27 protein-coding genes and 1 riboswitch are annotated in these 25,302 nt (G+C 68.3%); of the genes, 19 read left to right on the plus strand and 8 right to left on the minus strand.

The genetic code is table 11. The features are described from left to right. Nucleotides 1-13: 13 nt before the first annotated feature. Genes BN118_RS20300 through BN118_RS16480 form a run of 7 tightly spaced genes read left to right on the plus strand, consistent with a single transcriptional unit; the run spans nucleotide 14 to nucleotide 6,494 of the window. Nucleotides 14-178, plus strand: coding sequence for a hypothetical protein (locus BN118_RS20300; protein WP_019248127.1), 165 nt, complete (start codon nucleotides 14-16; stop codon nucleotides 176-178). Beyond that, the gene (aztA, locus tag BN118_RS16455) at nucleotides 169-891 is read left to right on the plus strand and encodes a zinc ABC transporter ATP-binding protein AztA (protein WP_010931288.1); all 723 of its coding nucleotides are present in this window, start codon (nucleotides 169-171) and stop codon (nucleotides 889-891) included. The genes BN118_RS20300 and aztA overlap by 10 nt, the downstream gene beginning before the upstream one ends. After that, a complete protein-coding gene (locus BN118_RS16460) occupies nucleotides 888-1,784 on the plus strand; it encodes a metal ABC transporter permease (RefSeq protein ID WP_010931287.1) in 897 nt (298 codons plus the stop codon). The genes aztA and BN118_RS16460 overlap by 4 nt, the downstream gene beginning before the upstream one ends. Beyond that, nucleotides 1,781-2,716: a metal ABC transporter substrate-binding protein gene (locus BN118_RS16465; RefSeq protein WP_010931286.1), complete on the plus strand. Its 936-nt coding sequence runs from the start codon at nucleotides 1,781-1,783 to the stop codon at nucleotides 2,714-2,716. Before BN118_RS16460 ends, BN118_RS16465 begins: the two co-directional genes overlap by 4 nt. Nucleotides 2,717-2,763: 47 nt before the next feature. Beyond that, nucleotides 2,764-3,345 carry a DUF1007 family protein gene (locus BN118_RS16470; RefSeq protein ID WP_010931285.1) on the plus strand — a complete coding sequence of 194 codons (582 nt, stop codon included), beginning with the start codon at nucleotides 2,764-2,766 and terminating at the stop codon, nucleotides 3,343-3,345. Beyond that, nucleotides 3,336-4,304: a nickel/cobalt transporter gene (locus tag BN118_RS16475; protein ID WP_003818434.1), complete on the plus strand. Its 969-nt coding sequence runs from the start codon at nucleotides 3,336-3,338 to the stop codon at nucleotides 4,302-4,304. Before BN118_RS16470 ends, BN118_RS16475 begins: the two co-directional genes overlap by 10 nt. A gap of 48 nt (nucleotides 4,305-4,352) precedes the next feature. Beyond that, on the plus strand, nucleotides 4,353-6,494 hold the full coding sequence (locus BN118_RS16480; protein ID WP_014906033.1) for a TonB-dependent receptor domain-containing protein: 2,142 nt from the start codon (nucleotides 4,353-4,355) through the stop codon (nucleotides 6,492-6,494). A 12-nt stretch (nucleotides 6,495-6,506) separates the two neighbouring features. Here the strand turns inward: BN118_RS16480 and xerC are convergent, their stop codons facing one another. From xerC to BN118_RS16505, 5 genes are read right to left on the minus strand one after another with little or no spacing between them, the layout of a single operon-like run. Further along, complete coding sequence (gene xerC / locus BN118_RS16485) at nucleotides 6,507-7,487, minus strand: tyrosine recombinase XerC (RefSeq protein ID WP_010931282.1); 981 nt, start codon at nucleotides 7,485-7,487, stop codon at nucleotides 6,507-6,509. A gap of 14 nt (nucleotides 7,488-7,501) precedes the next feature. After that, nucleotides 7,502-8,194 carry a DUF484 family protein gene (locus BN118_RS16490; RefSeq protein WP_010931281.1) on the minus strand — a complete coding sequence of 231 codons (693 nt, stop codon included), beginning with the start codon at nucleotides 8,192-8,194 and terminating at the stop codon, nucleotides 7,502-7,504. Nucleotides 8,195-8,220: 26 nt separating this feature from the next. After that, nucleotides 8,221-9,132 carry a diaminopimelate epimerase gene (dapF, locus tag BN118_RS16495; protein WP_003807183.1) on the minus strand — a complete coding sequence of 304 codons (912 nt, stop codon included), beginning with the start codon at nucleotides 9,130-9,132 and terminating at the stop codon, nucleotides 8,221-8,223. Nucleotides 9,133-9,174: 42 nt separating this feature from the next. Beyond that, on the minus strand, nucleotides 9,175-10,065 hold the full coding sequence (locus tag BN118_RS16500) for a lysophospholipid acyltransferase family protein (protein WP_014906034.1): 891 nt from the start codon (nucleotides 10,063-10,065) through the stop codon (nucleotides 9,175-9,177). Further along, nucleotides 10,062-10,916: a lysophospholipid acyltransferase family protein gene (locus BN118_RS16505; protein ID WP_014906035.1), complete on the minus strand. Its 855-nt coding sequence runs from the start codon at nucleotides 10,914-10,916 to the stop codon at nucleotides 10,062-10,064. Before BN118_RS16505 ends, BN118_RS16500 begins: the two co-directional genes overlap by 4 nt. Nucleotides 10,917-11,199: 283 nt before the next feature. Between BN118_RS16505 and metK the strand changes: the two genes are divergently transcribed. The 12 genes from metK to cuyB all read left to right on the plus strand — a co-directional run bounded on the left by metK (nucleotide 11,200) and on the right by cuyB (nucleotide 21,715). Beyond that, the gene (gene metK / locus BN118_RS16510) at nucleotides 11,200-12,363 is read left to right on the plus strand and encodes a methionine adenosyltransferase (RefSeq protein WP_010925730.1); all 1,164 of its coding nucleotides are present in this window, start codon (nucleotides 11,200-11,202) and stop codon (nucleotides 12,361-12,363) included. Nucleotides 12,364-12,473: 110 nt separating this feature from the next. Then, nucleotides 12,474-12,725, plus strand: a complete 252-nt coding sequence (locus BN118_RS16515) for a DUF1289 domain-containing protein (RefSeq protein WP_003818441.1) — start codon at nucleotides 12,474-12,476, stop codon at nucleotides 12,723-12,725. 79 nt (nucleotides 12,726-12,804) lie between these two features. Then, nucleotides 12,805-13,845, plus strand: coding sequence for a glycosyltransferase family 4 protein (locus BN118_RS16520; protein WP_003807194.1), 1,041 nt, complete (start codon nucleotides 12,805-12,807; stop codon nucleotides 13,843-13,845). A gap of 57 nt (nucleotides 13,846-13,902) precedes the next feature. After that, a riboswitch (S-adenosyl-L-homocysteine riboswitch) is annotated at nucleotides 13,903-14,023 on the plus strand. Between the two features lie 101 nt (nucleotides 14,024-14,124). Beyond that, nucleotides 14,125-15,543, plus strand: a complete 1,419-nt coding sequence (gene ahcY / locus BN118_RS16525; RefSeq protein WP_010931278.1) for an adenosylhomocysteinase — start codon at nucleotides 14,125-14,127, stop codon at nucleotides 15,541-15,543. A gap of 70 nt (nucleotides 15,544-15,613) precedes the next feature. Beyond that, complete coding sequence (locus BN118_RS16530; protein ID WP_010931277.1) at nucleotides 15,614-15,949, plus strand: phage holin family protein; 336 nt, start codon at nucleotides 15,614-15,616, stop codon at nucleotides 15,947-15,949. Further along, nucleotides 15,949-16,791, plus strand: a complete 843-nt coding sequence (gene metF / locus BN118_RS16535; RefSeq protein ID WP_003807199.1) for a methylenetetrahydrofolate reductase [NAD(P)H] — start codon at nucleotides 15,949-15,951, stop codon at nucleotides 16,789-16,791. The genes BN118_RS16530 and metF overlap by 1 nt, the downstream gene beginning before the upstream one ends. Before the next feature lie 98 nt (nucleotides 16,792-16,889). Continuing rightward, nucleotides 16,890-17,840 (plus strand): IS481-like element IS481 family transposase, encoded by a 951-nt coding sequence (locus BN118_RS16540; protein WP_005012808.1) that lies wholly within the window; start codon nucleotides 16,890-16,892, stop codon nucleotides 17,838-17,840. A 93-nt stretch (nucleotides 17,841-17,933) separates the two neighbouring features. Further along, a complete protein-coding gene (locus BN118_RS16545; RefSeq protein WP_010929594.1) occupies nucleotides 17,934-18,833 on the plus strand; it encodes an amino acid ABC transporter substrate-binding protein in 900 nt (299 codons plus the stop codon). A gap of 79 nt (nucleotides 18,834-18,912) precedes the next feature. Beyond that, nucleotides 18,913-19,674, plus strand: a complete 762-nt coding sequence (locus BN118_RS16550; protein WP_023852650.1) for an amino acid ABC transporter permease — start codon at nucleotides 18,913-18,915, stop codon at nucleotides 19,672-19,674. After that, complete coding sequence (locus BN118_RS16555) at nucleotides 19,671-20,360, plus strand: amino acid ABC transporter permease (protein WP_003817737.1); 690 nt, start codon at nucleotides 19,671-19,673, stop codon at nucleotides 20,358-20,360. The genes BN118_RS16550 and BN118_RS16555 overlap by 4 nt, the downstream gene beginning before the upstream one ends. Before the next feature lie 24 nt (nucleotides 20,361-20,384). After that, nucleotides 20,385-20,975 (plus strand): amino acid ABC transporter ATP-binding protein, encoded by a 591-nt coding sequence (locus BN118_RS16560; RefSeq protein WP_019247224.1) that lies wholly within the window; start codon nucleotides 20,385-20,387, stop codon nucleotides 20,973-20,975. Between the two features lie 5 nt (nucleotides 20,976-20,980). Next, on the plus strand, nucleotides 20,981-21,715 hold the full coding sequence (cuyB, locus tag BN118_RS16565) for a cysteate racemase (RefSeq protein ID WP_010929592.1): 735 nt from the start codon (nucleotides 20,981-20,983) through the stop codon (nucleotides 21,713-21,715). A gap of 57 nt (nucleotides 21,716-21,772) precedes the next feature. On the opposite strand, the gene BN118_RS16570 is transcribed toward cuyB, so the two are convergent. From BN118_RS16570 to BN118_RS16580, 3 genes are all read right to left on the minus strand, one after another. After that, complete coding sequence (locus tag BN118_RS16570; protein WP_014906036.1) at nucleotides 21,773-22,837, minus strand: porin; 1,065 nt, start codon at nucleotides 22,835-22,837, stop codon at nucleotides 21,773-21,775. Between the two features lie 111 nt (nucleotides 22,838-22,948). Continuing rightward, nucleotides 22,949-24,205, minus strand: a complete 1,257-nt coding sequence (locus BN118_RS16575) for a muropeptide transporter (protein WP_029443813.1) — start codon at nucleotides 24,203-24,205, stop codon at nucleotides 22,949-22,951. 42 nt (nucleotides 24,206-24,247) lie between these two features. Further along, nucleotides 24,248-25,198, minus strand: a complete 951-nt coding sequence (locus tag BN118_RS16580; RefSeq protein ID WP_010930048.1) for an IS481-like element IS481 family transposase — start codon at nucleotides 25,196-25,198, stop codon at nucleotides 24,248-24,250. Nucleotides 25,199-25,302: the final 104 nt, after the last annotated feature.

The following is a 25,302-nucleotide window of genomic DNA, read 5'->3' on the forward strand; positions in this document are numbered from 1 at the left end:
CCGCGCCCTGCCCGTGTCCCTGTCCCGTCTTTCCCGCTTCTACACCCCGCTGCGCCGCGGGCCGCGTCCGCCGCATTCGGTGCTGCGCGCCGGGGCCGGCGCGCGGCTGGCGGCCGCGGTGCTGGCCGCCGCCGGGCTCTGGGGCCTGACCCTCTGGGCCCTGGGGGCATGGCCATGACCGCGCCGTGCATCGCCTTGCGGGGCGCGGCCTTCGGCTGGCACGGCCGCCCGGCCGTGCATGGCCTGACCGGCGAGTTTTCCCGGGGCTCCATGACCGCCATCGTCGGCCCCAACGGGGCGGGCAAGTCGACCTTGCTCAAGGGGCTGGCGGGCGTCTTGCGGCCGTTGGCCGGCGCGCTCGAGTGCGAGGCGGACCTGCGGCGCCGGCTGGCCTGGCTGCCGCAGGCCAGCGAACTGGAGCGCGGCTTTCCCATCACGGTAGCCGACATGGTGGCCCTGGGTGCCTGGGGCCGCGTCGGCGCGTGGCGGCGTTTCGATGCCGCCGAGACGGCGCGCGTGCACGCCGCGCTGCGTCGCGTCGGCCTGCAGGAACTGGCCGGACGGGCGCTTGCAACCCTGTCGGGAGGCCAGATGCAGCGGGCGCTGTTCGCGCGCCTGCTGTTGCAGGACGCGCCCCTGTTGCTGCTGGACGAGCCCTTCAGCGCGATCGACGCGGCGACCACGGACGTGCTGCTGGCCCTGTTGCGCGAGCAGCATGCCGAAGGCCGCACCGTCATCGCCGTGCTGCACGATCTCGACCTGGTGCGGCGGCATTTCCCGCGCACCCTGCTGTTGGCGGGGCGGCAGGTGGCCTGGGGCGAGACCGGCCAGGCGCTGGGCGATGCCAACCTGGCGCGCGCCCGCGGGCTGGCCATGCGGGAGGCGGCATGACATTGGCCGAATGGCTGGCCGGCCCGTTCGCCGACTATGGCTTCATGCGGCGCGCCCTGGCTGGCGCGGTGGCGCTGTCGGCGGGCGCGGCGCCGCTGGGCGTGTTCCTGGTGCTGCGCCGCATGAGCCTGATGGGCGATGCGATGGCGCATGCCATCCTGCCCGGCGTGGCCGCCGGCTACCTGCTGTCGGGCCTGTCGCTGGGCGCGATGATGGCCGGCGGCCTCCTCACCGGGCTGGCCGTGGCCTTGCTGGCGGGCCTGGTGGCGCGCCTGACGCCGCTGCGGGAGGACGCCAGTTTCGCGTCCTTCTATTTGATATCGCTGGGGCTGGGCGTACTGCTGGTTTCGCTGCGCGGCTCCAACATGGATTTGCTGCACGTGCTGTTCGGCACGGTGCTGGGCCTGGACGATGCGGCCTTGCTGCTGGTGACGGCCGTGGCCAACGCCACCCTGTGCATCCTGGCGCTGGCGTACCGGCTGCTGGTGGCCGAGTGCCTGGATCCGGGTTTCCTGCGCGCGGCCGGCGGGCGCGGGGCCTGGGTGCACATGCTGTTCATGGGCCTGGTGGTGCTGAACCTGGTGGCAGGGTTCCAGGTATTGGGCACGCTGATGGTGGTGGGCCTGATGATGCTGCCGGCCGCCGCCGCCCGGTTCTGGGCCGGGTCGGCGCCCGGGCAGATCGCCCTGGCCGCCGTTTCGGCCTGCGCGGCCAGCGCCGTCGGCCTGCTGGTTTCGTTCCACGCCAATGTGCCGGCCTCGCCCGCCATCATCCTGGCCGCCGGCGCGTTCTACCTGTTTTCGGTCGCGTGCGGGCCGCACGGCGGGCTGCTGGTCGCGGCCCGGCGCGCGCGCCGCGCGCGGCCATGGCAACCCGAAGGAGATCTTCCATGAAATCGCGCATCCTGGCGTTGGCGGCCGCTGTCCTGCTGGCCCCGCTCGTCGCCGCGGCCCAGCCCTTGCAGGTCGTCGCCAGCTTTTCCATCCTCGCCGATATCGCCGCCCAGGTGGGCGGTCCGGACGTGGCCGTGCAGAGCCTGGTAGGCCCCGATGGCGACGCGCACGAATACGAGCCGACCCCGGCCGACGCCCGCAAGCTGGCTGCCGCGCAGGTGCTGGTGGTCAACGGACTGGATTTCGAAGCCTGGCTGCCGCGCCTGCAGAAGGCCGCCGGCTTCGCGGGCCGCACCGTCGTGGCCTCCGAGGGCATCGAGCCACGCCGGCTCGATGACGCCCACGAGGAGCATGGCGATCACGATCATGGCCATCATGGCGAGCATGGCCATCATCATCATGGCGACCTTGACCCGCACGCGTGGCAGGACCTGGCCAATGGCGCGACTTATGCGCGCAATATCGCGCGCGCCTTTGCCGAGGCCGACCCCGCGCATGCGCAGGCCTACCGGCAGCGCGCCGATGCCTACGTGGCGCGCATCGAGGCGCTGGACCAGCGCGTGCGGCAGCTTTTCGGGGCCATCGAGCCGGCGCGCCGCAAGGTCGTCAGTTCGCACGACGCCTTCGGCTACTTCGGCCAGGCCTACGGCGTGCGCTTCGTTGCACTGGCTGGCGTGTCCACCGACGCCGAGCCGTCGGCCGCCGACATGGCGCGCATCATCGAGCAGGTGCGCCGCGAACGCGTGCCGGCGGTGTTCGTCGAAAACATCGCCAACCCGCGGCTGGCGCAGCAGTTGGTGCGCGAAACGCAGGCCCGGCTGGGGGGCACCCTGTATTCCGATGCGCTGGCCCAGCCCGGCAAGCCGGCCGGTACCTACCTGGGAATGTTCGAATGGAACGCGCAGCAACTCGCCGCCGCCTTGCGGCCCTGACGGCGCTGGGCGCGCTGTGGGCGGCCGGCGCCGGTGCGCATCCGCATATGTGGATCGACGCCCGGGCCGTGGTGGAGTTCGATGCCGCCGGCCGCATCGCGGCGGTGCGCCAGGTATGGCGCTTCGACGACATGTTCGGCGCCTACGCCACCCAGGGCCTGTCCAGGAAGCCCGGCGGCGGGCTGCCGCCCGACGTGCTGCGGACCATGGCCGAGGACTGGATGAAGGCGCTGGGCGAGCCGGTGTCGCACTATTTCACGCGGGTCACCCAGGGCGCGCGCACCCTGCCGTTCGGCCCGCCGCGCGATGCCGCCGTCAGCTTCGAGGATGGCCGGCTGACGCTGGCCTTCACGCTGCCGTTGGCGGAGCCGGCGCCAGCAGGCGGGGCGACGGCGGTCGATATCTACGATCCCACTTATTTCGTGGCCTATGCCTTCGACGAGGTGGGCGCGACCGCGTTGCGCGGCGCGCCCGCCGGATGCAGCCAGGCTTACCGGCCGCCGCGTCCGCTGGATTGGGCCACCATGCAGCAACTGGCGGCCATCCCCGCCGACCCCGAGGCGTTGCCGGAAGAGCTGTTCGCCATCACCAAGGGTTTGACGCATCGTATCGAGGTGACATGTCCGTAGTTCGAGCAGGCGCGCTGGCCGTGCTGGTATTGGGTTGTCTGGCGGCGCTGCCGGCCGCCGCGCAAGGGGCGCATCCGTTCGGGGTGCCCGAGGCCACGGGCGCGCCCGGCTGGCTGGCCGGCTGGTTCGGGCAGGTCGCGATGTGGCAGGCGCATTTCTACCGGCAGTTGACCGGCGCGGTGCGGGCCTGGCAGGCCGAGGGCGGCGCGGCCTGGATGCTGATCGGCCTGTCGTTCGCGTATGGCGTCTTCCATGCGCTGGGCCCCGGCCACGGCAAGGCGGTGATTGCTTCGTACGTGCTGGCCAATCGCCAGACGGCGCGCAACGGCGCGTGGCTCGCCCTGTTGTCGGCGCTGGCGCAGGCGCTGGTGGCCGTGGCGCTGGTTACGGTGCTGGCGGTGGCCCTGGGGGCCACGGCCGCGGCGATGAACCGTGCGACGCAATGGCTGGAAACCGCCGCGTACGCGGTGGTAAGCCTGCTGGGCGCGTGGCTGGTCTGGCAGAAGGCGTTGCGGCCGTGGTGGGGGAGCAAGGGTGGCCACGGCCATGGCCATCACGCGCATCACCACGCGCCGGGCTGCGCTTGCGGACACGCGCACGCGCCGTCGGCGCGGCAGGCGGCCGGTCCGCTGAACGCCCGCAAGGCGTGGGCCGCGATTCTGGCGGTGGGGTTGCGGCCGTGCAGCGGTGCGCTGATCGTGCTGGTGTTCGCGCTGGCGCAGGGTTTTTTCCTGGCGGGCGTGGTGGCCACCCTGGCCATGGGGCTGGGCACGGGCTTGACCGTGGCCACGCTGGTGGCGCTGGCGGCTGGCGCGCGCGATGCCGCGACCCGGCTGGGCGCGCGCCTGTCGACCCGCCGCGCCGCGATGCTGCGCCAGGCCATCGAGGCCTTGGCGGCCGTGGCGGTGCTGCTGCTCGGGCTGTCGTTGCTGGGAGGGCAATTGGCGGCCTTGCGCTGAGGCCGGCGGCAACGGGACGAATTTTGCACGCCCGGGTGCCGGATTCAATTGATATGTTATATCGTTTCATTTAATGAGAATGGCACATCGTTTTATAGGGAAGGGAACATGCGATTCGAACGGCATCCGCTGAGCGCCGCCCTGGCGCTGGCATTGGCTTGGCAAGGCGCGCACGCGCAGGCAAGCGCGGACGGTACCCCCGAGGCGGCCACGCTGGCGCCGATCACGGTTTCGGCCAGCCCGCTGGCCGGCGATCTCGACAGCATGACGGCGCCGGCGGCGGTGCTGGAAGGCGATCAACTGCTGCTGCGCCGCCAGGGAACCCTGGGCGATACGCTCGACGGGCTGCCGGGCGTGCATGCCGATACGTTCGGCGGCGGGGCGAGCCGGCCGGTCATCCGCGGCCAGACGGCGCCGCGCGTCAAGGTGCTGTCCGATGGGTCCGAGCTGATGGACGCCTCGGCCATTTCGCCGGACCATGCCGTCACCACCGAGCCGCTGCTGGCCGACAAGATCGAGGTCCTGCGCGGGCCGGCCACGCTGCTCTATGGCGGCGGCGCGATCGGCGGGGTGGTGAATGTGCTGGACCGCAAGATCCCCACCGCCGTGCCGCAGCAGGGCATCGAGGCCGAGGCTGAACTGCGCGGCGCCACCGGCACGAAGGAGCGCGCCGGCGCCATTGGCATCACCGCCGGCAGCGGCAATTTCGCGGTCCGGGTCGAGGGCCTGAAGCGCCGCAGCAGCGACTATCGCGTGCCCGACTGGCCCGACGGCAAGCTGGCCGGCTCGTACAGCGAATCGGGCCAGGGCACGGTCGGCATGTCATGGATCACGCTGCGCGGCTACGTCGGCGTGGCATTCACCCATCTCGAAAGCAAGTACGGCCTGCCCGGGCACAACCACGAGTACGAGGGCTGCCATCCGCACGGTTCGCACCTGCACTGCGGCGGCCATGACGACCACGGCCACGGTCACGACGAGCACGAGGAGGGCGAGGCGGAACACGATCATGGGCACGAGCACGGCGCGGGCGACGTGCCGTATGTGAAGCTGCGCAGCAACCGTACCGACCTGCGCGCCGAATACACCGACCCGTTCGCCGGGTTCGAGAAAATCCGCTTTCGCGGCGGGCTGACCGATTATCGCCATGACGAGATCGAAGGCGGGCAGCTGGGCACGCGCTTCCAGAATCGCGGCTATGACGCACGCCTGGAGCTGACGCACCGGCCGCTGTACGGCTGGCATGGCGTGGTGGGCGTGCAGACGTCGTACAGCGACTTCCGCGCCACGGGCGAAGAGGCGTTCCTGCCGCGCAGCAAGACGCGCGCCCATGGGCTGTTCCTCCTGGAAGAGTATCGCTGGGCCGACTGGCGCTTCGAACTGGGCGCGCGCCAGGACTGGCAGCGCGTCTCGCCGCAGAGCGGCGCGCCGGCGTCCCGCACCGCCGGCACGTCGCTGTCGGCGGCCGCCATCTGGGACTTCGCGCCGCAGTACTCGCTGGCCCTGTCGGTGTCGCGCTCGCAGCGCCTGCCCTCGGCCCAGGAGCTGTATGCCGACGGCGTGCACCTGGCCACCAACACCTACGAGATCGGCGACCCCGGGCTGGATCGGGAAACCTCGCGCAACGTCGACCTGACGCTGCGCAAGCACAGCGGCGACACCACCTTCAGCGTCAGCGCCTTCCACAACCGGGTGAAGAACTATATCTACGCCAATACGCTGGACCGCTACGAAGACTTCCGCCTGATCGAGTACACGCAGCGCGACGCCGAGTTCACCGGCGTCGAGGGCGAAGTCCGGCACCGCTTCGGCAAGGTGTTCTCGGCGGCCGTGTTTGGCGATTATGTCCGCGGACGGCTCACGGGCGGCGGCGGCAACCTGCCGCGTATCCCGGCCGCGCGCCTGGGCGTGCGCGCCGATGCGCAATGGCAGAACTGGGCGGGGGGCGTCGAGTACTTCCATGTCTATCGCCAGGACGATATCGCGGCCTACGAGTCGTCCACGCCCGGCTACGACATGGTCAACGCCACCATCCGCTATCGCGGCAAGCTGGACCGCACCGCCTACGAGATCTACCTGCGCGGCAACAACCTGCTGAACAAGCTGGCGTTCAACCATGCGTCGTTCATTTCGACCGTGGCGCCGCTACCCGGGCGCAGCGTGTTGCTGGGCGTGCGGCTGACGTACTGACCGCAGCCGGGTTCAGCGCGAGGTCTTGCGGCCGGCGCGCGGGTGCGCCTGGTCGTAGGCGCGCGCCAGGTGCTGGAAATCCAGCCGCGTGTAGACCTGGGTGGTCGATATGTTGGCATGGCCCAGCATTTCCTGGACCGCGCGCAAGTCCTGGGCCGATTGCAGGACGTGGCTGGCGAAGCTGTGGCGCAGCACGTGGGGATGCACATGCGCCGGCAGTCCGGCCGCCTGGGCCAGGCGCGCCAGCTGCAGCTGCACCACGCGCGGCGCGATGCGCCGGCCGCGGGCGCCGACGAACAGCGCCGCCGCATCCTGCGCACCGGCGCCGGCGGCAGCCAGTTGCGGGCGCGCCTGCAACCATTTGTCCAGCGCGGCCAGCGCGCTCTGCCCGACCGGCACCGAGCGCCGCTTGCCGCCCTTGCCGACGACGATGACCTCGGCGTCGTCGCGGTTGAGCCAGCTGCGGGATTCGTACTCGGGCGTGCGCTCGTAGCGCAGGTCCAGGCTGACCAGTTCGGCCAGCCGCAGGCCGCTGGAATACAGCAATTCGAACATGGCGTGGTCGCGCAGCGCGGCCGGCTCGGTGGCCAGGCGCGCGGGGGCGTGGTCCAGCAGCACCTGGGTCTGTTCGACCGAGAGCGCCTTGGGCAGGCCGCGCGGCGCCTTGGGGGCGCGCACGCCGGTGGCCGGATTGCCGGGCAGGCCGGCGGCCGGGGCCCACCATTGATAGAAGCCGCGCCACGCCGCCAGCGCGCGCGCCAGGCTGCGCGGGCCCAGGCCTTGCGCATGCAGGCGGGCGACGAAGTGGCGGATATGGCCGTTGGCCACGCGCTCCAGCGGCAGCCCGGCCGCGGCGGCCTGTTGCGCCAGTTGCCGCAAGTCGCGCGTATAGCCGTCCAGCGTGTGCGCCGAATAGCGGCGGTGCGCCTGCAGGTGCCGCAGCCAGTCCGCCATGGGCTGGGGCAGGGGGCTGGCGGCGGGGGCGGCGCTCATGCGGTGCGCAAGAGTCAGGCGGCGGCCAGCGGTGGCGTACCCAGGCGCCGCAGCGCGGCCGAGGCCAGCTTGCCGATGGCCTCCAGGAAGGCGGTGCCCATGTCGGGGGCAAAGCGCTCGGCATCGTCCGAACCCAATACGAGCAGACCGAAGGTCGGCGCGTCGGCGTCCGGACGCAGCGCCACCAGCGCCAGCGACTTGGGCTTGGCGTCCAGCCAGCTCACCGCTTCGAATTCGGTGTCGGTGCCGCAATAAGGCGTCTTCAGGCTGTCGGCGAAGGTGCGCACGTCGTCGGAGACGGGTTCGCCGTAGCCGCTTTCCGGCAGGCCTTCCAGGCGCCACAGGCGCAGCGCCACGTGGTTGAGGTCGAACTGCTCGGCCAGGCCCAGGGCGATTTCTCCCGGGACGTGCTGCGCATCGGCCTCGGCCAGCATGCGGCAGCACCACTGCGACAGGTGGTCGCCGATGGTTTCGTTGCTGTTGGCGTTGCGGATCAGTTCACTCAGGCGCCATTCGAGTTCGCGGGTGCGTTCGCGCAGCGTCTGGATCTGGCGCTCGCCCAACGAAATGGCGCGCGAGCCGTGCGGGTTGGGAATCTGCAGCGTGGCGAACACGTCGGCGTGTTCGATGAAGAAGTCGGGGTTGTGTTGCAGGAATTCGGCAACAGCGTGGGCGTTCAGGGGTTCGGTAGGGGTGTGCGCAGTCATGGGGACGCTGATCTCGTACTCGCTGGCTAACGGTGCAGGCCGCTGGTGAACACCAGGCGGTCGATATCGACCTGGCCGCTGAAAACGGAAATGGCCGGACCGGTCATGCGCAGGCGCTCGCCGTTCCAGTCCACGGTAAGCATGCCGCCGCGCGTGTGTACGCGCACCGGCGAATCGAGCAGGCCGCGCCGCACGCCCGCGGCGACGGCCGCACAGGCGCCGGTGCCGCAGGCCAGCGTTTCGCCGGCGCCGCGTTCGTAGACGCGCAGACGGATCTGGTGGCGGTCGACGACCTGCATGAAGCCGACGTTGACGCGGCGCGCGAAGCGCGGGTGCGATTCGACCAGCGGGCCGATCACACCGACCGGCGCGGCGTCGACATCGTCGACCACCTGCACGGCGTGCGGGTTGGAAATGGCCACGGTCGAGATCGCCACGCTGCGCGGCAGGCCGGCCGGCGCGTCGATCTCCAGGTTCCAGACCGTATCCTGGCCCTGCGTCTGGGCGCTCAGGCCGGTGGAGTCGAACGGCAGGGACGGCGGGTCGAAGCGGGTGCTGCCCATGTCGACGGTGACCTGCTCGTCTTCGCCCTCGTCCAGCACGATGACGCCGGTCACGATCTCGGCGCGCAGCGGATTGCGCGCCGACAGGCCTTGCTCGTGCACGAAACGCACGAAACAGCGCGCGCCGTTGCCGCAGTGTTCGACTTCGCTGCCGTCGGCGTTGAAAATGCGGTAGCGGAAATCGGCGTCGGCCCGCGTGGCGGGTTCGACCAGCAGGATCTGGTCGGCGCCGATGCCGAAATGGCGGTCGGCCAGCGCGCGGGCGCGCTCGGGCGTCATCGCTATGTCTTGACGGACGCCATCGAGCACGACGAAGTCGTTGCCCGCGCCGTGCATTTTGGTGAAGTTCCACATCATGCATGGATTATCACCCATTCCGACGCGGAAAGCCCCTGGACGCCCGGGATGGCCGCCGTTTCAGTACAGCTTGGGCTCGCCCAGCGGGCGCGTCTTGAAGCGGCGGTGCACCCAGTAATACTGGCTGGGGCAGCGCAGCACCCAGGACTCCAGTTCGCGGTTCAGGCGCGTCGTGGCGTCTTCCAGCGAACCGTCGCCCGGGAAGTCGGGCAGTTCCGGCAGGACTTCCACGTGATAGCGCCCGGTGCGCGGATCCCAGAAGTCGAGAATGGGCAGCACCGCGGCATTCCATTTGCGCGCCAGCTGGGCGGTGGCCAGCAGGGTCGCGGCCGGCACGCCGAAAAAAGGCACGAAGATCGATCCGGCGCGTCCGAAATCCATGTCGGGCAGGTAGTAGACCGGCCGCGGTTCGCGCAGGTGGCGCACCAGGTCGCGTACGCCGTCCTTGCGGCTGACCAGGAATACTTCGTTGAAGCGCGCCCGGCCGGCCCGGACGATGGCGTCGACCGCGGGATCGCTTTGCGGCGTGTACATGGTGGCGCCGCTGGGCACCTCCATGGTCAGGCGCGTGGCCGCCGCGTCCAGCGCCACGAAATGGGGCGCGAGCAGGATGACGGGGCGGCCTGCCGCGATCAGGGCATTGATGCGTTCGGCGCCGGTCTGGGTGACCATCTCGCGCACGGCTTCGGGCGAGCCGTACCACAGCACGCCGCGGTCGACGATGGATTGGCCCAGGGCGCGGAAATGCTCGCGCGTCCAGCGTTCGCGCACGGCTTCGGGCTGGCCGGGAAAGCACAGCTCCAGGTTGCGCCGCACGATGCGCACGCGCGAGCGCGCCAGCCGGTAGCTCAGCCAGCCCACCAGGGCGCCGGCCCGTTGGCGCGTGGCCGGGCGCATGCGTGCGAAGCCGCGCAGCATGGCGGTCAGCGCGCGGGTCTTGAATTGGCTCATCGTTCGGGTTCCTGCCGCGCGCTGTCGGGCGCCGGCGGTGCGCCACGCGGGACTTTGTAGCGGTTGTATCCCCACAGGTATTGCTCGGGGAAGCGCCGGATCAGCGACTCCATGGCGCTGTTGATCAGGGCGGCCTGCTCCTGCGGGCCGTCGGGCAGCGGCTCGGGCACGCGGGCATAGTGGATACGCCAGCCGCGCCCGCCCGGCAGGCGTTCGCCGGCGGTCAGGATGACGGCCACGCCGGTCTGGCTCGCCAGCTTGCCGGGCAGCGTCATGGTGTAGGCCATGCGGCCGAAGAACGGCGCCCAGACGCCGTCGCCCACGCCCGGCGCCTGGTCGGGCAGCATGCCCACCGACTCGCCGCGCCGCAGGGTGCGCACGCCCTGCATGGTGGCGGGCACGGCGTTGACCGCCGAGGTGTTGCGCGCCGTCTCCAGTACCGGGGCCAGCGCGGCCTTGCGCGGTGGGCGGAACATCACCGTCATGGGCATCTGGCGCGCCAGGTAGCGCGCGGTGATTTTGAAGCAGCCCAGGTGCGGCGTCAGGAACAGGATGCCGCGCCCCTCGGCGCGCGCCGCCTCGACGATGGCGTAGTCATCCGACACCACTTTTCCCAGGCTTTGTTCGTTGCGAAACCACACCTTGGGCATTTCCAGGATCATGGCCCCGATTTCGCCGGCGGCGCGCCGGGCGAAGGCGGGCTGGGGATAGCCGGCCTGGGCGGCATTGGCCCGCAGGCGGTCGCGGTATTTGCCGGGAAAGGCATACGCCAGCCGTCCCAGCAGCCGGCCGGCCGCATGCAGGAACGGCAGCGGCAGGGCCGCGGCCATACGTAACAGGGTGACGAGCATCGATGCGAATGAAAGGGCGGTACGTTGGGCGTTGGCCTGGCGTGTCCGCTATTTGTATAGAAGGACTCAGCCAAGCATAAAGTGCGCATTTTCGCCTAAAATGCTCGGGTCGCCGAGTTAACCGACAACTTGCGGGGCGACAGCGGGGGTGGCGCAGGTGCGCCAAGTCCGCGCAAAATCCGCTAAAGCGTCGCGCCCAGATCTTCCGTACATAGCGATCCCGGGGTGCAGCGCGCCTCGTAACCTATGCGCCGGCTTCAGGCCGGTACGTGAGGAAGTATCTGTGGCCAATAACGATTTTCTGTTTACCTCCGAATCCGTCTCCGAAGGGCACCCCGACAAGGTCGCCGACCAGATTTCGGACGCGATCCTCGACGCCATCTTTACGCAGGACCCCAACGCCCGCGTAGCCGCCGAAACGCTGTGCAACACCGGCCTGGTGGTGCTGGCCGGCGAGATCACCACCACCGCCAACGTCGACTACATCCAGGTCGCCCGCGACACGATCCGCCACATCGGCTATGACAACACCGAGTATGGCATCGACTACAAGGGTTGCGCGGTGCTGGTCGCCTACGACAAGCAGTCGCCCGACATCGCCCAGGGCGTGGACCGCAGTTCGGAAGACTATCTGAACCAGGGCGCCGGCGACCAGGGCCTGATGTTCGGCTATGCATGCGACGAGACCCCCGACCTGATGCCGGCGCCGATCTGGTATGCGCACCGCCTGGTGCAGCGCCAGAGCGAATTGCGCAAGGACGGCCGCCTGCCCTGGCTGCGTCCCGACGCCAAGTCGCAGGTGACGTTCCGCTACGTCGACGGCCGCCCGGCCGAGGTCGACACCGTGGTCCTGTCCACCCAGCACTCGCCCGAGATTTCGCAGGCCTCGATCCGCGAGGCGGTGATCGAGGACATCATCAAGCCCAGCTTTCCCGAGGGCCTGATCACGCCCAAGACCAAGTTCCTGGTCAACCCGACCGGCCGCTTCGTCATCGGCGGCCCGCAGGGCGATTGCGGCCTGACCGGCCGCAAGATCATCGTCGACACCTACGGCGGCGCGTGCCCGCACGGCGGCGGCGCGTTCTCGGGCAAGGATCCGTCCAAGGTCGACCGCTCGGCCGCCTACGCCGCCCGCTACGTGGCCAAGAACGTGGTGGCCGCGGGCCTGGCGCGCCAGTGCCAGGTGCAGGTCAGCTACGCCATCGGCGTGGCCGAGCCGATCAACATCACGGTGTACACCGAAGGCACCGGCGTGATTCCCGACGAGCAGATCGCCAAGCTGGTGCGCGAGCACTTCGACCTGCGCCCCAAGGGCATCGTCAACATGCTGGACCTGCTGCGCCCCATCTACACCAAGACCGCTGCCTACGGGCACTTCGGCCGCTCGGAGCCGGAGTTCTCCTGGGAAGCCACCGACAAGGCCGCCGCGCTCAAGCAAGGCGCCTGAGCCGTTCTCCCGTGTCGCGAAACGCCCCGCCTGGCGGGGCGTTTTGCTTGGCCGCGCCGGCGGCAGGGATATCGGAACCGGGACGGGGTCCCGATGCTAAGCTGTTGCCCATGACTGATGCTTCTTTTCCCGTCGCGCCACGGGTCGAGTCCGATGAGACGCCCGACCGGCCGGCGCGGGTCTTCACCGCTACCGACTCGCCCTGCGTGGCGGTCTGCTCCACCCTGTTCGACGATATCTGCCGCGGCTGCGGCCGCACGGCGATGGAAGTCGCCAACTGGGTGTTCATGAGCGAAGAGGAAAAGCGCGAGGTCTGGGTACGCATCCAGGCCCAGGGGTATCCGCGCCGCAACAACTACTGAGGGGCGCACGGCGGCCTGTCTTGGCCATGTCACATCGCGCGGGCTAAATCGCGGCATTGTCCACCTGCCGTCCCGCACCATGCGCATCGTCCTCGTCACGGATGCCTGGCATCCGCAAGTCAACGGCGTGGTCCGTACCTGGACCACCATGCAAGGCCTGCTGCAGGATTGGGGGCACGAGTTGATCGTGGTCAGCCCGCAGGGCAGCCGTACCGTGCCGGCGCCGTCCGAGCCGGACCTGCGCCTGTGCCTGCAGCCGGGGCGCCAGTTGCGCCGCGTGCTGGGCGATGTCGTGCCCGATGCGCTGCACATCGCCACGGAAGGGCCGCTGGGCCTGGCCGCGCGCCGCATGGCGCTGCGCCGCGGCTGGCGCTTCACCACTTCGTTCCACACGATGTTTCCCGACTACCTGCAGGCGCGCATGGGCATTCCGGCGGGCCTGCCGTGGCGCTACCTGCGCTGGTTCCACCGGCCGTCGCAGCGGGTCCTGGTACCCACGCCCACCGTGCGCGACATCGTGGCGCGGCGCGGCCTGGGCAATCTGCAGGTATGGTCGCGCGGCGTCGATGCGCGCCGTTTCGCGCCCGGGCCGCGCGATTTCCTGCCCGAGCTGCCGCGCCCGCTGTTTCTCTGCGTGGGCCGCGTGGCGCGCGAGAAGAACCTGGATGCCTTCCTGTCGCTGGCGCTGCCGGGCAGCAAGGTGATCGTGGGCGGCGGCCCCGACGAAGCCCGCCTGCGCAGGAAGTTTCCGGCCGCGCATTTCGCCGGCCCGCAGGCCGATGACCGCCTGGCGGCCTACTACAACGCCGCCGATGTGTTCGTCTTTCCCAGCCTGACCGACACGTTCGGCCTGGTGATGCTGGAGGCCATGGCTTGCGGCACGCCGGTGGCGGCCTTTCGCAGCGAAGCGCCGCTGGCCGTGGTGCAGCAGGGCGCCACCGGCTTTCTCGACGACGACCTGGCGCAGGCCTGCCGCGCCGCGCTGGCGCTGGATCGCGACGAGGTGCGGGCGCATGCGCTGACGCGTACCTGGGACGCGGTGGCGCGCGACCTGCTGGCGGCGTTCACGCCGCTGGTCGAGGCGCCGCTGGCCTTGCCGCCGGCCGCCCAGCGCATATGACGCGCCTTGCATGCGTCACCGTTTGCGGGGCCACGGCGAGCCGGTACAATGCCGCCTATCCCTGAGGAGCGCTGCGACGACCCGGGCCGTGTCCACGGCATGCCGGTCGCCAGGCTCAGGAAATCCTTGTTCACGCGCCGCACATCGCGCGGCGCCGCAGCAACGGCGCTCACCTTTGTCGCATGAAGCGGGAAAGGCGAGTACGCGCCGTGCGGATCATGGTGCTACGCGTTGTCCGGCTTCATTGCGCGCCGTTCGACTTTCACGTGGAGCCACACCATGAATGCTGTAACCGATAAATCCGTTGCCGACTATATCGTCGCCGATATGGCGCTGGCCGGCTGGGGCCGCCGCGAGCTGGCCATTGCCGAGACCGAGATGCCCGGCCTGATGGCGATTCGCGACGAGTACGCCGCCAGCCAGCCGCTCAAGGGCGCGCGCATCGCCGGCAGCCTGCACATGACGATCCAGACCGGCGTGCTGATCGAAACGCTGGTGGCGCTGGGCGCCGAAGTGCGCTGGGCCTCGTGCAACATCTTCTCGACCCAGGACCACGCCGCTGCGGCCATTGCCGCCACCGGCACGCCGGTGTTCGCCATCAAGGGCGAAACCCTCGAGGAGTACTGGCAGTACACCCACAAGATCTTCGAATGGCCCGAAGGCCGCCATGCCAACATGATCCTGGACGACGGCGGCGATGCCACCCTGCTGCTGCACCTGGGCGCGCGCGCCGAGCAGGACATCTCGGTGCTGGCCAAGCCCGGCAGCGAGGAAGAGCGCGTGCTGTTCGCGGCCATCAAGGAAACCCTGGGGCGCGATCCCAAGTGGTACTCGACCCGCCTGGCCCAGATCAAGGGCGTGACCGAGGAAACCACCACCGGCGTGCACCGCCTGTACCAGATGTCGCAAAAGGGCGAGCTGGCCTTTGCCGCCATCAACGTCAATGACTCGGTCACCAAGTCGAAGTTCGACAACCTGTACGGTTGCCGCGAGTCGCTGGTCGACGGCATCAAGCGCGCCACCGACGTGATGGTGGCCGGCAAGATCGCGGTGGTGGCCGGCTATGGCGACGTGGGCAAGGGCTGCGCCCAGGCGCTGGTCGCGCTGCGCGCGCAAGTGTGGGTGACCGAGATCGATCCGATCTGCGCCCTGCAGGCCGCGATGGAAGGCTTCAAGGTCGTCACCATGGAAGAGGCCGCTGCGCACGCCGATATCTTCGTGACCGCCACCGGCAACTACCACGTCATCACGCGCCAGCACATGGAAGCCATGAAGGACCAGGCCATCGTGTGCAACATCGGCCACTTCGACAACGAGATCGACGTCGCCGGGCTGGAAAACTGCCAGTGGGAAGAGATCAAGCCGCAGGTCGATCACGTGATCTTCCCCGACGGCAAGCGCATCATCCTGCTGGCCAAGGGCCGCCTGGTGAACCTGGGCTGCGCCACCGGCCACCCGTCCTTCGTGATGTCCTCGTCGTTCGCCAACCAGACCATCGCGCAGATCGAGCTGTTCACGCGCAACGAGGCCTACACCACGGGCCAGGTCTACGTGCTGCCCAAGCACCTGGACGAGAAGGTGGCGCGCCTGCATCTGAAGAAACTGGGCGTCAAGCTGTCGACGCTGAGCAAACAGCAGGCCGACTACATCGGCGTGCCGGTCGAAGGGCCCTTCAAGCCGGACCACTATCGCTATTGATGGATGTAGCACAATAGGGGCGGGGCCGCGCCATCGTGGCGCTGCCCGCCTCATACCAAGGAGATCGAACATGGCTCTGATTCTGGTCTGGATCCTCAATGCAGTCGCGCTGCTGGCGGTGGCCTATCTGCTGCACGGCATCACGGTGGCCAGCTTCGGCTCCGCGCTGGTGGCGGCGCTGGTGCTCGGCTTGCTGAACATGCTGGTCAAGCCGGTGCTGGTCCTGCTGACGCTGCCTATCACCATAGTCACGCTCGGCCTGTTTCTGATCATTCTCAACGCCCTGTTGTTCTGGTTCGCCGGCTCCGTGCTGCGCGGCTTCCAGGTCAACGGGTTCTGGTGGGCCGTGGCGGGAGCGATCCTGTACAGCATCATCGCCGGCCTGCTGACCAAACTGATCCCCTGATGACCCAATCCACTGCTCCCGCTTTCAGCCTGGAGTTTTTCCCGCCGCGCGACATCGCCGCCCAGGAGCGCCTGGTGCGCGCGGCCAAGCAGATGCTGGCGATCCAGCCGCGCTACGTCAGCGTCACCTTCGGCGCGGGCGGTTCCACGCGCGCCGGTACGGCCGACACCGTGCGCACGCTGCGCAATCTCGGCTGCGACGCGGCGCCGCACCTGTCCTGCATCGGCGCCACGCGCGACCAGCTGCGCGACATCCTGGCGGCCTACCGCGAGCAGGGCGTGCGCCGGCTTGTCGCGCTGCGGGGCGACCTGCCTTCGGGCATGGGCGGCGACGCGGGCGAACTGCGCTACGCCAGCGATCTGGTGGCCTTCATCCGCCAGGAAACCGGCGACTGGTTCCATATCGAGGTGGCCGCCTACCCCGAGATGCATCCGCAAGCCGAAAGTCCGTCGGCCGATCTGGCGCATTTCGTCAACAAGGTGCAGGCTGGCGCCGACGCGGCCATCACGCAGTACTTCTTCAACCCCGACGCGTATTTCGATTTCGTCGAACGCGCGCAGGCCAAGGGTGTGGCCATACCCATCGTGCCGGGCATCATGCCCATCACCAACCACACCCAGCTGGTGCGTTTCTCGGAGATGTGCGGGGCCGAAATCCCGCGCTGGATCCGCCTGCGCCTGGCCGAGTACGGGGACGACAAGGCCTCGATCCGCGCCTTCGGCCTGGATGTCGTGTCCGAGCTGTGCCAGACCCTGCTGGAAAACGGCGCGCCCGGCGTGCATTTCTACACGCTCAACCACGCCGAAGCCACGCTCGGCATCTGGAAGGCGCTCAACGCCTAGCTGTGAAGATTCAATAGGTTGTATGCATGGTTCATCCGAACCGGATTTGAGAAACTGGAAATCGCCAACCCCCCAGTTCACTCAAGGAGCCCGGCCGGATGAACACCCATAAGCATGCCCGATTGACCTTCCTACGTCGACTCGAAATGGTCCAGCAATTGATCGCCCATCAAGTTTGTGTGCCTGAAGCGGCCCGCGCCTATGGGGTCACCGCGCCGACTGTGCGCAAATGGCTGGGCCGCTTCCTGGCTCAGGGCCAGGCGGGCTTGGCCGATGCGTCCTCGCGCCCGACGGTCTCGCCCCGAGCGATTGCGCCGGCCAAGGCGCTGGCTATCGTGGAGCTGCGCCGCAAGCGGCTGACCCAAGCGCGCATCGCCCAGGCGCTGGGCGTGTCAGCCAGCACCGTCAGCCGCGTCCTGGCCCGCGCCGGTCTGTCGCACCTGGCCGACCTGGAGCCGGCCGAGCCGGTGGTGCGCTACGAGCATCAGGCCCCCGGCGATCTGCTGCACATCGACATCAAGAAGCTGGGACGTATCCAGCGCCCTGGCCACCGGGTCACGGGCAACCGACGCGATACCGTTGAGGGGGCCGGCTGGGACTTCGTCTTCGTGGCCATCGATGACCACGCCCGCGTGGCCTTCACCGACATCCACCCCGACGAGCGCTTCCCCAGCGCCGTCCAGTTCCTCAAGGACGCAGTGGCCTACTACCAGCGCCTGGGCGTGACCATCCAGCGCTTGCTCACCGACAATGGCTCGGCCTTTCGCAGCCGCGCCTTCGCCGCGCTGTGCCATGAGCTGGGCATCAAGCACCGCTTTACCCGACCTTACCGCCCACAGACCAATGGCAAGGCCGAACGCTTCATCCAGTCGGCCTTGCGTGAGTGGGCTTACGCTCACACCTACCAGAACTCCCAACACCGAGCCGATGCCATGAAATCCTGGCTACACCACTACAACTGGCATCGACCCCACCAAGGCATCGGGCGCGCTGTACCCATCTCCAGACTCAACCTGGACGAATACAACCTATTGACAGTTCACAACTAGGCTGTCCGTCCGGACAGCCGAGCATTCAACACAGGGGCGCCATCTCCTGATCGCGGCCGGCAGAGCCGCAGGCGCCCCACAGGAGACAAGAGAATGAAGATAAGTACGGTATTTTTTGCCGCGCTCGTCGGCGTCGCGGCAAGCGCGCCCGCCCATGCCGAGGGCCGGCTCGACAAGATCAAGTCCTCGGGCACCATCACCATCGGGCATCGCGACGCCTCCATCCCGTTTTCGTACCTGGACGACAAGCAGAAACCGATCGGCTACTCGATGGAAATCTGCGAGAAGGCGGTCGAGGCCATCAAGGCCAAGCTGGGCATGGCGCAGATCAAGGTCAACCTGGTGCCGGTGACCTCGTCGACGCGCATCCCGCTGGTGGCCAACGGCACCGTGGACCTGGTCTGCGGCTCCGCCACCAATACCGTGGAGCGCCAGCAGCAGGTCGCGTTCGCGCCGACCACCTTCGTGACCGCGACGCGCTTCGCGGCCAAGAAATCGTCCAACCTCAAGAAGCTGGATGACATGAAGGGCAAGACCGTGGTCTCCACGGCCGGCACCAGCAATATCCGCTGGCTGACGCAGGCCAACGAAAAAGATAGCCTGGACATGCGCATCATCCCCACCAAGGACCACCCCGCCGCCATGCTGACGGTCGCCAACGGCCGGGCCGCCGCGTTCTTCATGGACGATGTGCTGCTGGCAGGGCTGGTCGCGACCGAGCGCAAGCCGGACGAGTGGATGATCAGCGAGGACACCTACACGGTGGAGCCCTACGCGCTGATCCTGCCCAAGGATGATCCCGCATTCAAGAAGGTGGTCGACGACACCGTGACCGGCATGATGCGCGATGGCAGCCTGGCCAAGCTGTACAAGAAATGGTTCGAATCGCCGATTCCGCCGCGCAACGTCAACCTGCACCTGCCGATGAGCGCGGCGCTGCAGCGCGTCATCGCGAATCCGACCGATTCGGCGGACCCTGCCACCTATCGTTGAGCGCGGGCCGGGGCCAGCCCCGCGCCCCGCGCTCGCCGCGTCCGCCGTGCCGTCCCGCCTGCGCAGCCTGGATACAACCATGAACTACAACTGGAATTGGCATATTTTTCTTGAGATGTCGCCGACCGGCGGCATCTACCTGGGCACGCTGCTGACCGGCATGGCGTGGACGCTCGGCACCGCGGCGCTGGCCTGGATCCTGGCGCTGGGCATCGGCATCGTGGTGGGCGTGGCCCGCACCACGCAGTCGAAATGGGCGCGCATCCTGGGCGCCACGTACGTCGAGTTCTTCCGCAACATTCCGCTGCTGGTGCAGATGTTCCTCTGGTACTTCGTCGTGCCCGAAATCCTGCCGGTGCAGCTTGGCGACGCGATCAAGAGCATCCCGCCGCCATGGGGCATCTTCATCCCGGCGGTCCTGTGCCTGGGCTTCTACACCTCGTCGCGGGTGGCCGAACAGGTGCGCGCCGGCATCGAGTCGCGTCCGGCCAGGCAGCGCATGGCGGCCACCGCGCTGGGCATGCGGCCCAGCCAGGTGTACCGGTACGTGCTGCTGCCGACCTCGTTTCGCATCATCCTCCCGCCGCTGACCTCGGAACTGCTCAACCTCATCAAGAACACCTCGGTGGCATTCACCATCGGCCTGCTCGAACTGGTCGGCGCGGCCCGCTCGATGCAGGAATTCAGCTTCCAGGTCTTCGAAGCCTTCGCCGGCGCGACGCTTTGCTACTTCCTGCTCAACCTGATCGTGCTGCGCGCAATGCGATACATTGAAACGCGGCTGGCCGTGCCGGGCTTCATCGGCCCCGTCTCCGCCACCACCAAACTGGCTCCGACATGAACGAATTCGACTTCGACGTCATAGGACGCTCCCTGGGATACCTGTTCCGCGACGGCATGGTGTTCACGCTCAAGCTGACGTTCCTGTCCACGGCCATGGGGCTGGCGCTGGGAACCCTGCTGGCGATGTGCCGCCTGTCGGGCATCAAGCCGCTGAGCGCGGTCGCCGCCGCGTACGTGAACGGGCTACGCGCCTTGCCGCTGATCCTGGTCATCTTCTGGTTCTACTTCCTGGTGCCCTACATAGGCGGCTGGCTGACCGGCGCCGGCAGGCCGCTGCAGGTGGGCGGCTTCACCTCGGCGCTGATCACCTTCACCCTGTTCGAGGCCGCCTACTTCTGCGAAATCATGCGCGCCGGTATCCAGTCCATTCCGCGCGGCCAGACCTCGGCCGCCTACGCCATCGGGCTCAATTACTGGCAGACGATGGCTTATGTGGTCCTGCCCCAGGCGCTGCGCAACATGGCGCCGGTCCTGCTCACCCAGACCATCGTCCTGTTCCAGGACACCTCGCTGGTCTACGTGCTGTCGCTGACCGACTTCCTGGGAGCGGGCATCAACGTCGCCCAGCGCGACAACCGGCTGGTGGAAATGTATCTCTTCGTCGCGGCGGTGTACTTCGTCATGAGCTTCGCGGCATCGCGATTCGTGCACTACCTGCAGCAACGCAACACCATGGCCGCGTAAGCGCGGCGAAGAACAGGACGTCACATGATAGAAATCAAGAATGTCAGCAAGTGGTATGGCGCGACGCAGGTGCTCAATGACTGCGTGACCAGCGTGGCCAGCGGCGAAGTCGTGGTCGTCTGCGGCCCGTCGGGCTCGGGCAAGTCCACGCTCATCAAGACCGTCAACGGGCTGGAGGCCTTCCAGAAGGGCGAAATCATCGTCGACGGCGTTTCGGTGGGCGCGCACGCCATCGCCCTGCTGGAGCGGGTCGGCCTGCAGGCGCACCAGCACAAGTATCCCGGCCAGTTGTCCGGCGGGCAGCAGCAGCGGGTCGCCATCGCCCGCGCGCTGGCCATGCAGCCCATCGCCATGCTGTTCGACGAACCCACCTCGGCCCTGGACCCGGAAATGGTCAACGAAGTGCTCGACGTGATGATCGACCTGGCGCGCGAGGGCATGACCATGATGGTGGTGACGCACGAGATGGGCTTTGCCCGCAAGGTCGCCGATCGCGTCATCTTCATGGACGCCGGCAGTATCGTCGAAGACTGCCGCAACGACGACTTCTTCCAGAACATGGATCAACGCTCCCCGCGGGCGCGGCATTTCCTGTCCAAGATCATTTCCCACTGACCGCCATGCCTAGCGACGACGACAAGCAATTCGAGGGCCGCTTCCTGGGCGTGCTGGGCGGCATGGGGCCGATGGCCGGCGCCAGTTTCATGCAACGGCTGGTGGCGCTGACCGAAGCCGCCTGCGACCAGCAGCATGTACCGGCCATCCTGTGGAACGACCCGCGCGTGCCGGACCGGCCCGCTGGGCAATCCGGACAGGGCGCCGATCCGCTGCCGTGGATGCGCCACGGCATACGGCGGCTGGAGCAGGCCGGCGCCACCGCGATCGCCATCCCCTGCAATACCGCTCACGTCTGGTATCCGCAACTGGCGCAATCGGCGAGCGTGCCCGTCCTGCATATCGTGGAGGCGGTGCTGGACGACCTGCGGCGCCAGGGCATCCATGCGGGCCGCGTCGGCCTGCTGGCCACCGCCACGACGCTGCGGCTGGGCCTGTACCAGCATGAAATGCTGGCGCAAGGCTACGAACCGGTCGTGCCGCCCGTCGACCTGATAGATGGCCTGTGCGCGCAATCGATACGCCTGGTCAAGCAGAACCTGCTGCCGCAGGCACTGCCGCCGGCGCTGGCGTGCATCGACAGCCTGCGCGCCATGGGCGTGGACGCCATCGTGCTGGGGTGTACGGAGTTGCCGCTGGCGCTGCCGCACGCGTTGCGCGCGGAGCTGGGCGTCGCGATGACCGACTCGATCGACGCGCTGGCGCTGGCCGGGCTGGGCTGGTATCGCCGCGGCGGCTGAAGTTCCGGCCGCCGGGGCTGGTGAGCGGGGAGCTCTTGCGGGCGCCCCGCCGCCGCATCAGAAGATGTGGCGGATTCCCACCGCGGCGCCGATCTGCTTGTCGTCGCCCTGGATTTCGCCGGTGGCAGCGTCCTTGACCTTGTTGTAGTCGATGGTGCCGTAAACCTGCGTGCGCTTGGAGAGCGCGTACTCGGCCACCCCGACCAGCGCGTAGCGCTTGCCCTTGTCGCCTTCCTCGACCAGGTTCTTGCTGGTGTCGTAGTACGCGGCGCCCGTCAACGCCCAGCGCGGCGTGGCCTGCCAGGTGACGCCGGCGAAATAGCCGTTGTCCTTGCGCTCCAGGCCGCTGTCCGGCAGGCTGGTATTGCCCATCACGGCATTGACGAAACCGGTCTCATCGCGGCCATTGAAGTACCCGATGAACACCTTGGCGGTCTCGAACTTGTACGAGGCGTTGAGGTTCCAGACCCGCTGCTGGTAGTCGGAGTTGCTGGCCGAGTGCGTCAGCATGTAGCCGCCGCCGATCGAGAACGGGCCGGTCGTATAGGACAGCGTGCCGCCATACTGTTCGCCCAGCTTGTGGTCCTCGAAGCTGTCGCTGAACGCATACGACAGGATCATGTCGAAACCGGCCAGCTTGTCGTTGCGATAGCGCACCGAGTTGGAGCTGCGCGCGCGCGACATCGCCACCGGCAGCCACGAGTTCTGCGCATAGTTGCCGACGGTCAGCGGGTCGTACGAATCGGCCAGGATCGTGAACAGGGGCGTGTCCTGGCGGCCCAGCGAGATCGCGCCGATCTCGCCGCCGTCCAGGCCGACGTAGGCGTGGCGGTTGAAGAAGCTGTCGGGATCGGAGCGCTCGCCGTTCTGGACATTGAACCCGCTTTCCAGGCGGAAGAAGGCCTTCATGCCATCGCCCAGGTCTTCCACGCCGCGCAGGCCCCAGCGGCTGTTGGAGATGGCGCCGTTTTCCATCGACACGCGGCTGTTGCCGTTGTCGTTGCCGGTGCTCAGGTAGCGGACGCTGACGTCGGCGATTCCGTACAGCGTGACACTGGTTTCGGCGTGGGCGGTACCCACGAACATGCCTGCCAGCGCGACGGCTGGGATCAGTCGCTTCATTTTCCAGTCTCCTCTTTTTCGGACGTGAGTTGCCCGAATTGTTATCAATACCGCCACTGCGGGCGGCTTGCGCGGGTAGCGCTGGCCGTAACCTTAGCACCATCGCCACGCTCAGCGCGCGGTTTGGGCGTCCAGTTCGTCGATAACGTTGCGCCGCAGCCGCAGCAGCCATAACCCGGGCAGCGCGATGAGGACGGTGACGATGAAAAAGCCCGGCCAGTCGAGCCACTCGACCAGCACCGGCGTCAGCGGCCCGGCCAGGTAGGTGCGGCCCACCGCGGCCAGCGCCGACAGCAGCGCGAACTGCGTGGCCGAGAACTGCTGGCGGCACATCGCCATCAGCAGCGCCACGAAGGAGGCCGTGCCCAGGCCGCCGCACAGGTTCTCGACGCCGACCGCCAGCCCCATCAGGTAGAGGTTCTTGGGGCTGACGGCGATCAGCCAGTAGCCCAGGTTGGAGACGGCCTGCAGCAGGCCGAACGCCATCAGCGAGCGGTACAGGCCCCAGCGCGTCATGATGGAGCCGCCGGCCAGCGCGCCGACGATGGTGGCGGCCAGGCCCAGCACCTTGTTGACGGTGCCGACCTCGGTGGCGCTGAACCCGGCGCCGCGCAGCAGGAAGGTGGTGGACAGCGCGCCGGCGAAGGCGTCGCCCAGCTTGTACAGGACGATCAGCAGCAGCATGTCGATGGCGCCGCGGCGGCTGAAGAACTCGCGAAAGGGTTCGACCACCGCCGCGCCGAGATCGCGCGGCGGGTTGGCCGGCCGCTCGGGCTCGGGCGCCCATAGCGTGCCCAGCGCGCACGCCAGCATCAGGCCGCCCATCAGCACATAGGTGTTGCCCCAGCCCAGCCAGCGATCGGCCACGATGAGCGCCAGGCCGCCGGAGACGATCATGGCCAGCCGGTAGCCCATGACCCGCATCGCGGCCCCGGCGCCGCGCTCTTCCTGGCGCAGCACATCGGTGCTGTAGGCGTCGAAGGCGATGTCCTGCGACGCCGACAGGAAGGCCACCAGCACCGCCACCAGGGCCAGCGGCAGCAGGGCCGAGCCCGGCGACAGCATGCCCATCACCATGATGGCGGCGGCCAGCAGCACCTGGGTCAGCAGCATCCAGCCGCGGCGGCGCCCCAGGAACGGCGGCACGTAGCGGTCGATGAGCGGGGCCCAGAGGAATTTCAGCGTATAGGCGGTGCCGGCCAGCGTCAGGAAGCCTATGCTCTGCAACGAGACGTTCTCGACCGTGGCCCAGGCCTGCAGCGTGCCGCTGCTCAGCGCCAGCGGCAGGCCGCTGGCAAAGCCCAGCACCAGCAGCGGCGCCACGCGGCGGTTGGTATAGACCTTGGTGGTTTCGGTCGCGGCGGTAATGGCGGATCTCCCGTGGAACGACCGGTAGGCGCGCCGGTCCTGCTAGCTGTGAACTGTCAATAGGTTGTATTCGTCCAGGTTGAGTCTGGAGATGGGTACAGCGCGCCCGATGCCTTGGTGGGGTCGATGCCAGTTGTAGTGGTGTAGCCAGGATTTCATGGCATCGGCTCGGTGTTGGGAGTTCTGGTAGGTGTGAGCGTAAGCCCACTCACGCAAGGCCGACTGGATGAAGCGTTCGGCCTTGCCATTGGTCTGTGGGCGGTAAGGTCGGGTAAAGCGGTGCTTGATGCCCAGCTCATGGCACAGCGCGGCGAAGGCGCGGCTGCGAAAGGCCGAGCCATTGTCGGTGAGCAAGCGCTGGATGGTCACGCCCAGGCGCTGGTAGTAGGCCACTGCGTCCTTGAGGAACTGGACGGCGCTGGGGAAGCGCTCGTCGGGGTGGATGTCGGTGAAGGCCACGCGGGCGTGGTCATCGATGGCCACGAAGACGAAGTCCCAGCCGGCCCCCTCAACGGTATCGCGTCGGTTGCCCGTGACCCGGTGGCCAGGGCGCTGGATACGTCCCAGCTTCTTGATGTCGATGTGCAGCAGATCGCCGGGGGCCTGATGCTCGTAGCGCACCACCGGCTCGGCCGGCTCCAGGTCGGCCAGGTGCGACAGACCGGCGCGGGCCAGGACGCGGCTGACGGTGCTGGCTGACACGCCCAGCGCCTGGGCGATGCGCGCTTGGGTCAGCCGCTTGCGGCGCAGCTCCACGATAGCCAGCGCCTTGGCCGGCGCAATCGCTCGGGGCGAGACCGTCGGGCGCGAGGACGCATCGGCCAAGCCCGCCTGGCCCTGAGCCAGGAAGCGGCCCAGCCATTTGCGCACAGTCGGCGCGGTGACCCCATAGGCGCGGGCCGCTTCAGACACACAAACTTGATGGGCGATCAATTGCTGGACCATTTCGAGTCGACGTAGGAAGGTCAATCGGGCATGCTTATGGGTGTTCATCCGGCCGGGCTCCTTGAGTGAACTGGGGGATCGGCGATTTCCAGTTTCTCAAATCCGGTTCGGATGAACCATGCATACAACCTATTGAATCTTCACAGCTAGCG

This window comes from Bordetella pertussis 18323 (assembly GCF_000306945.1).
GTDB lineage: Bacteria > Pseudomonadota > Gammaproteobacteria > Burkholderiales > Burkholderiaceae_B > Bordetella > Bordetella pertussis.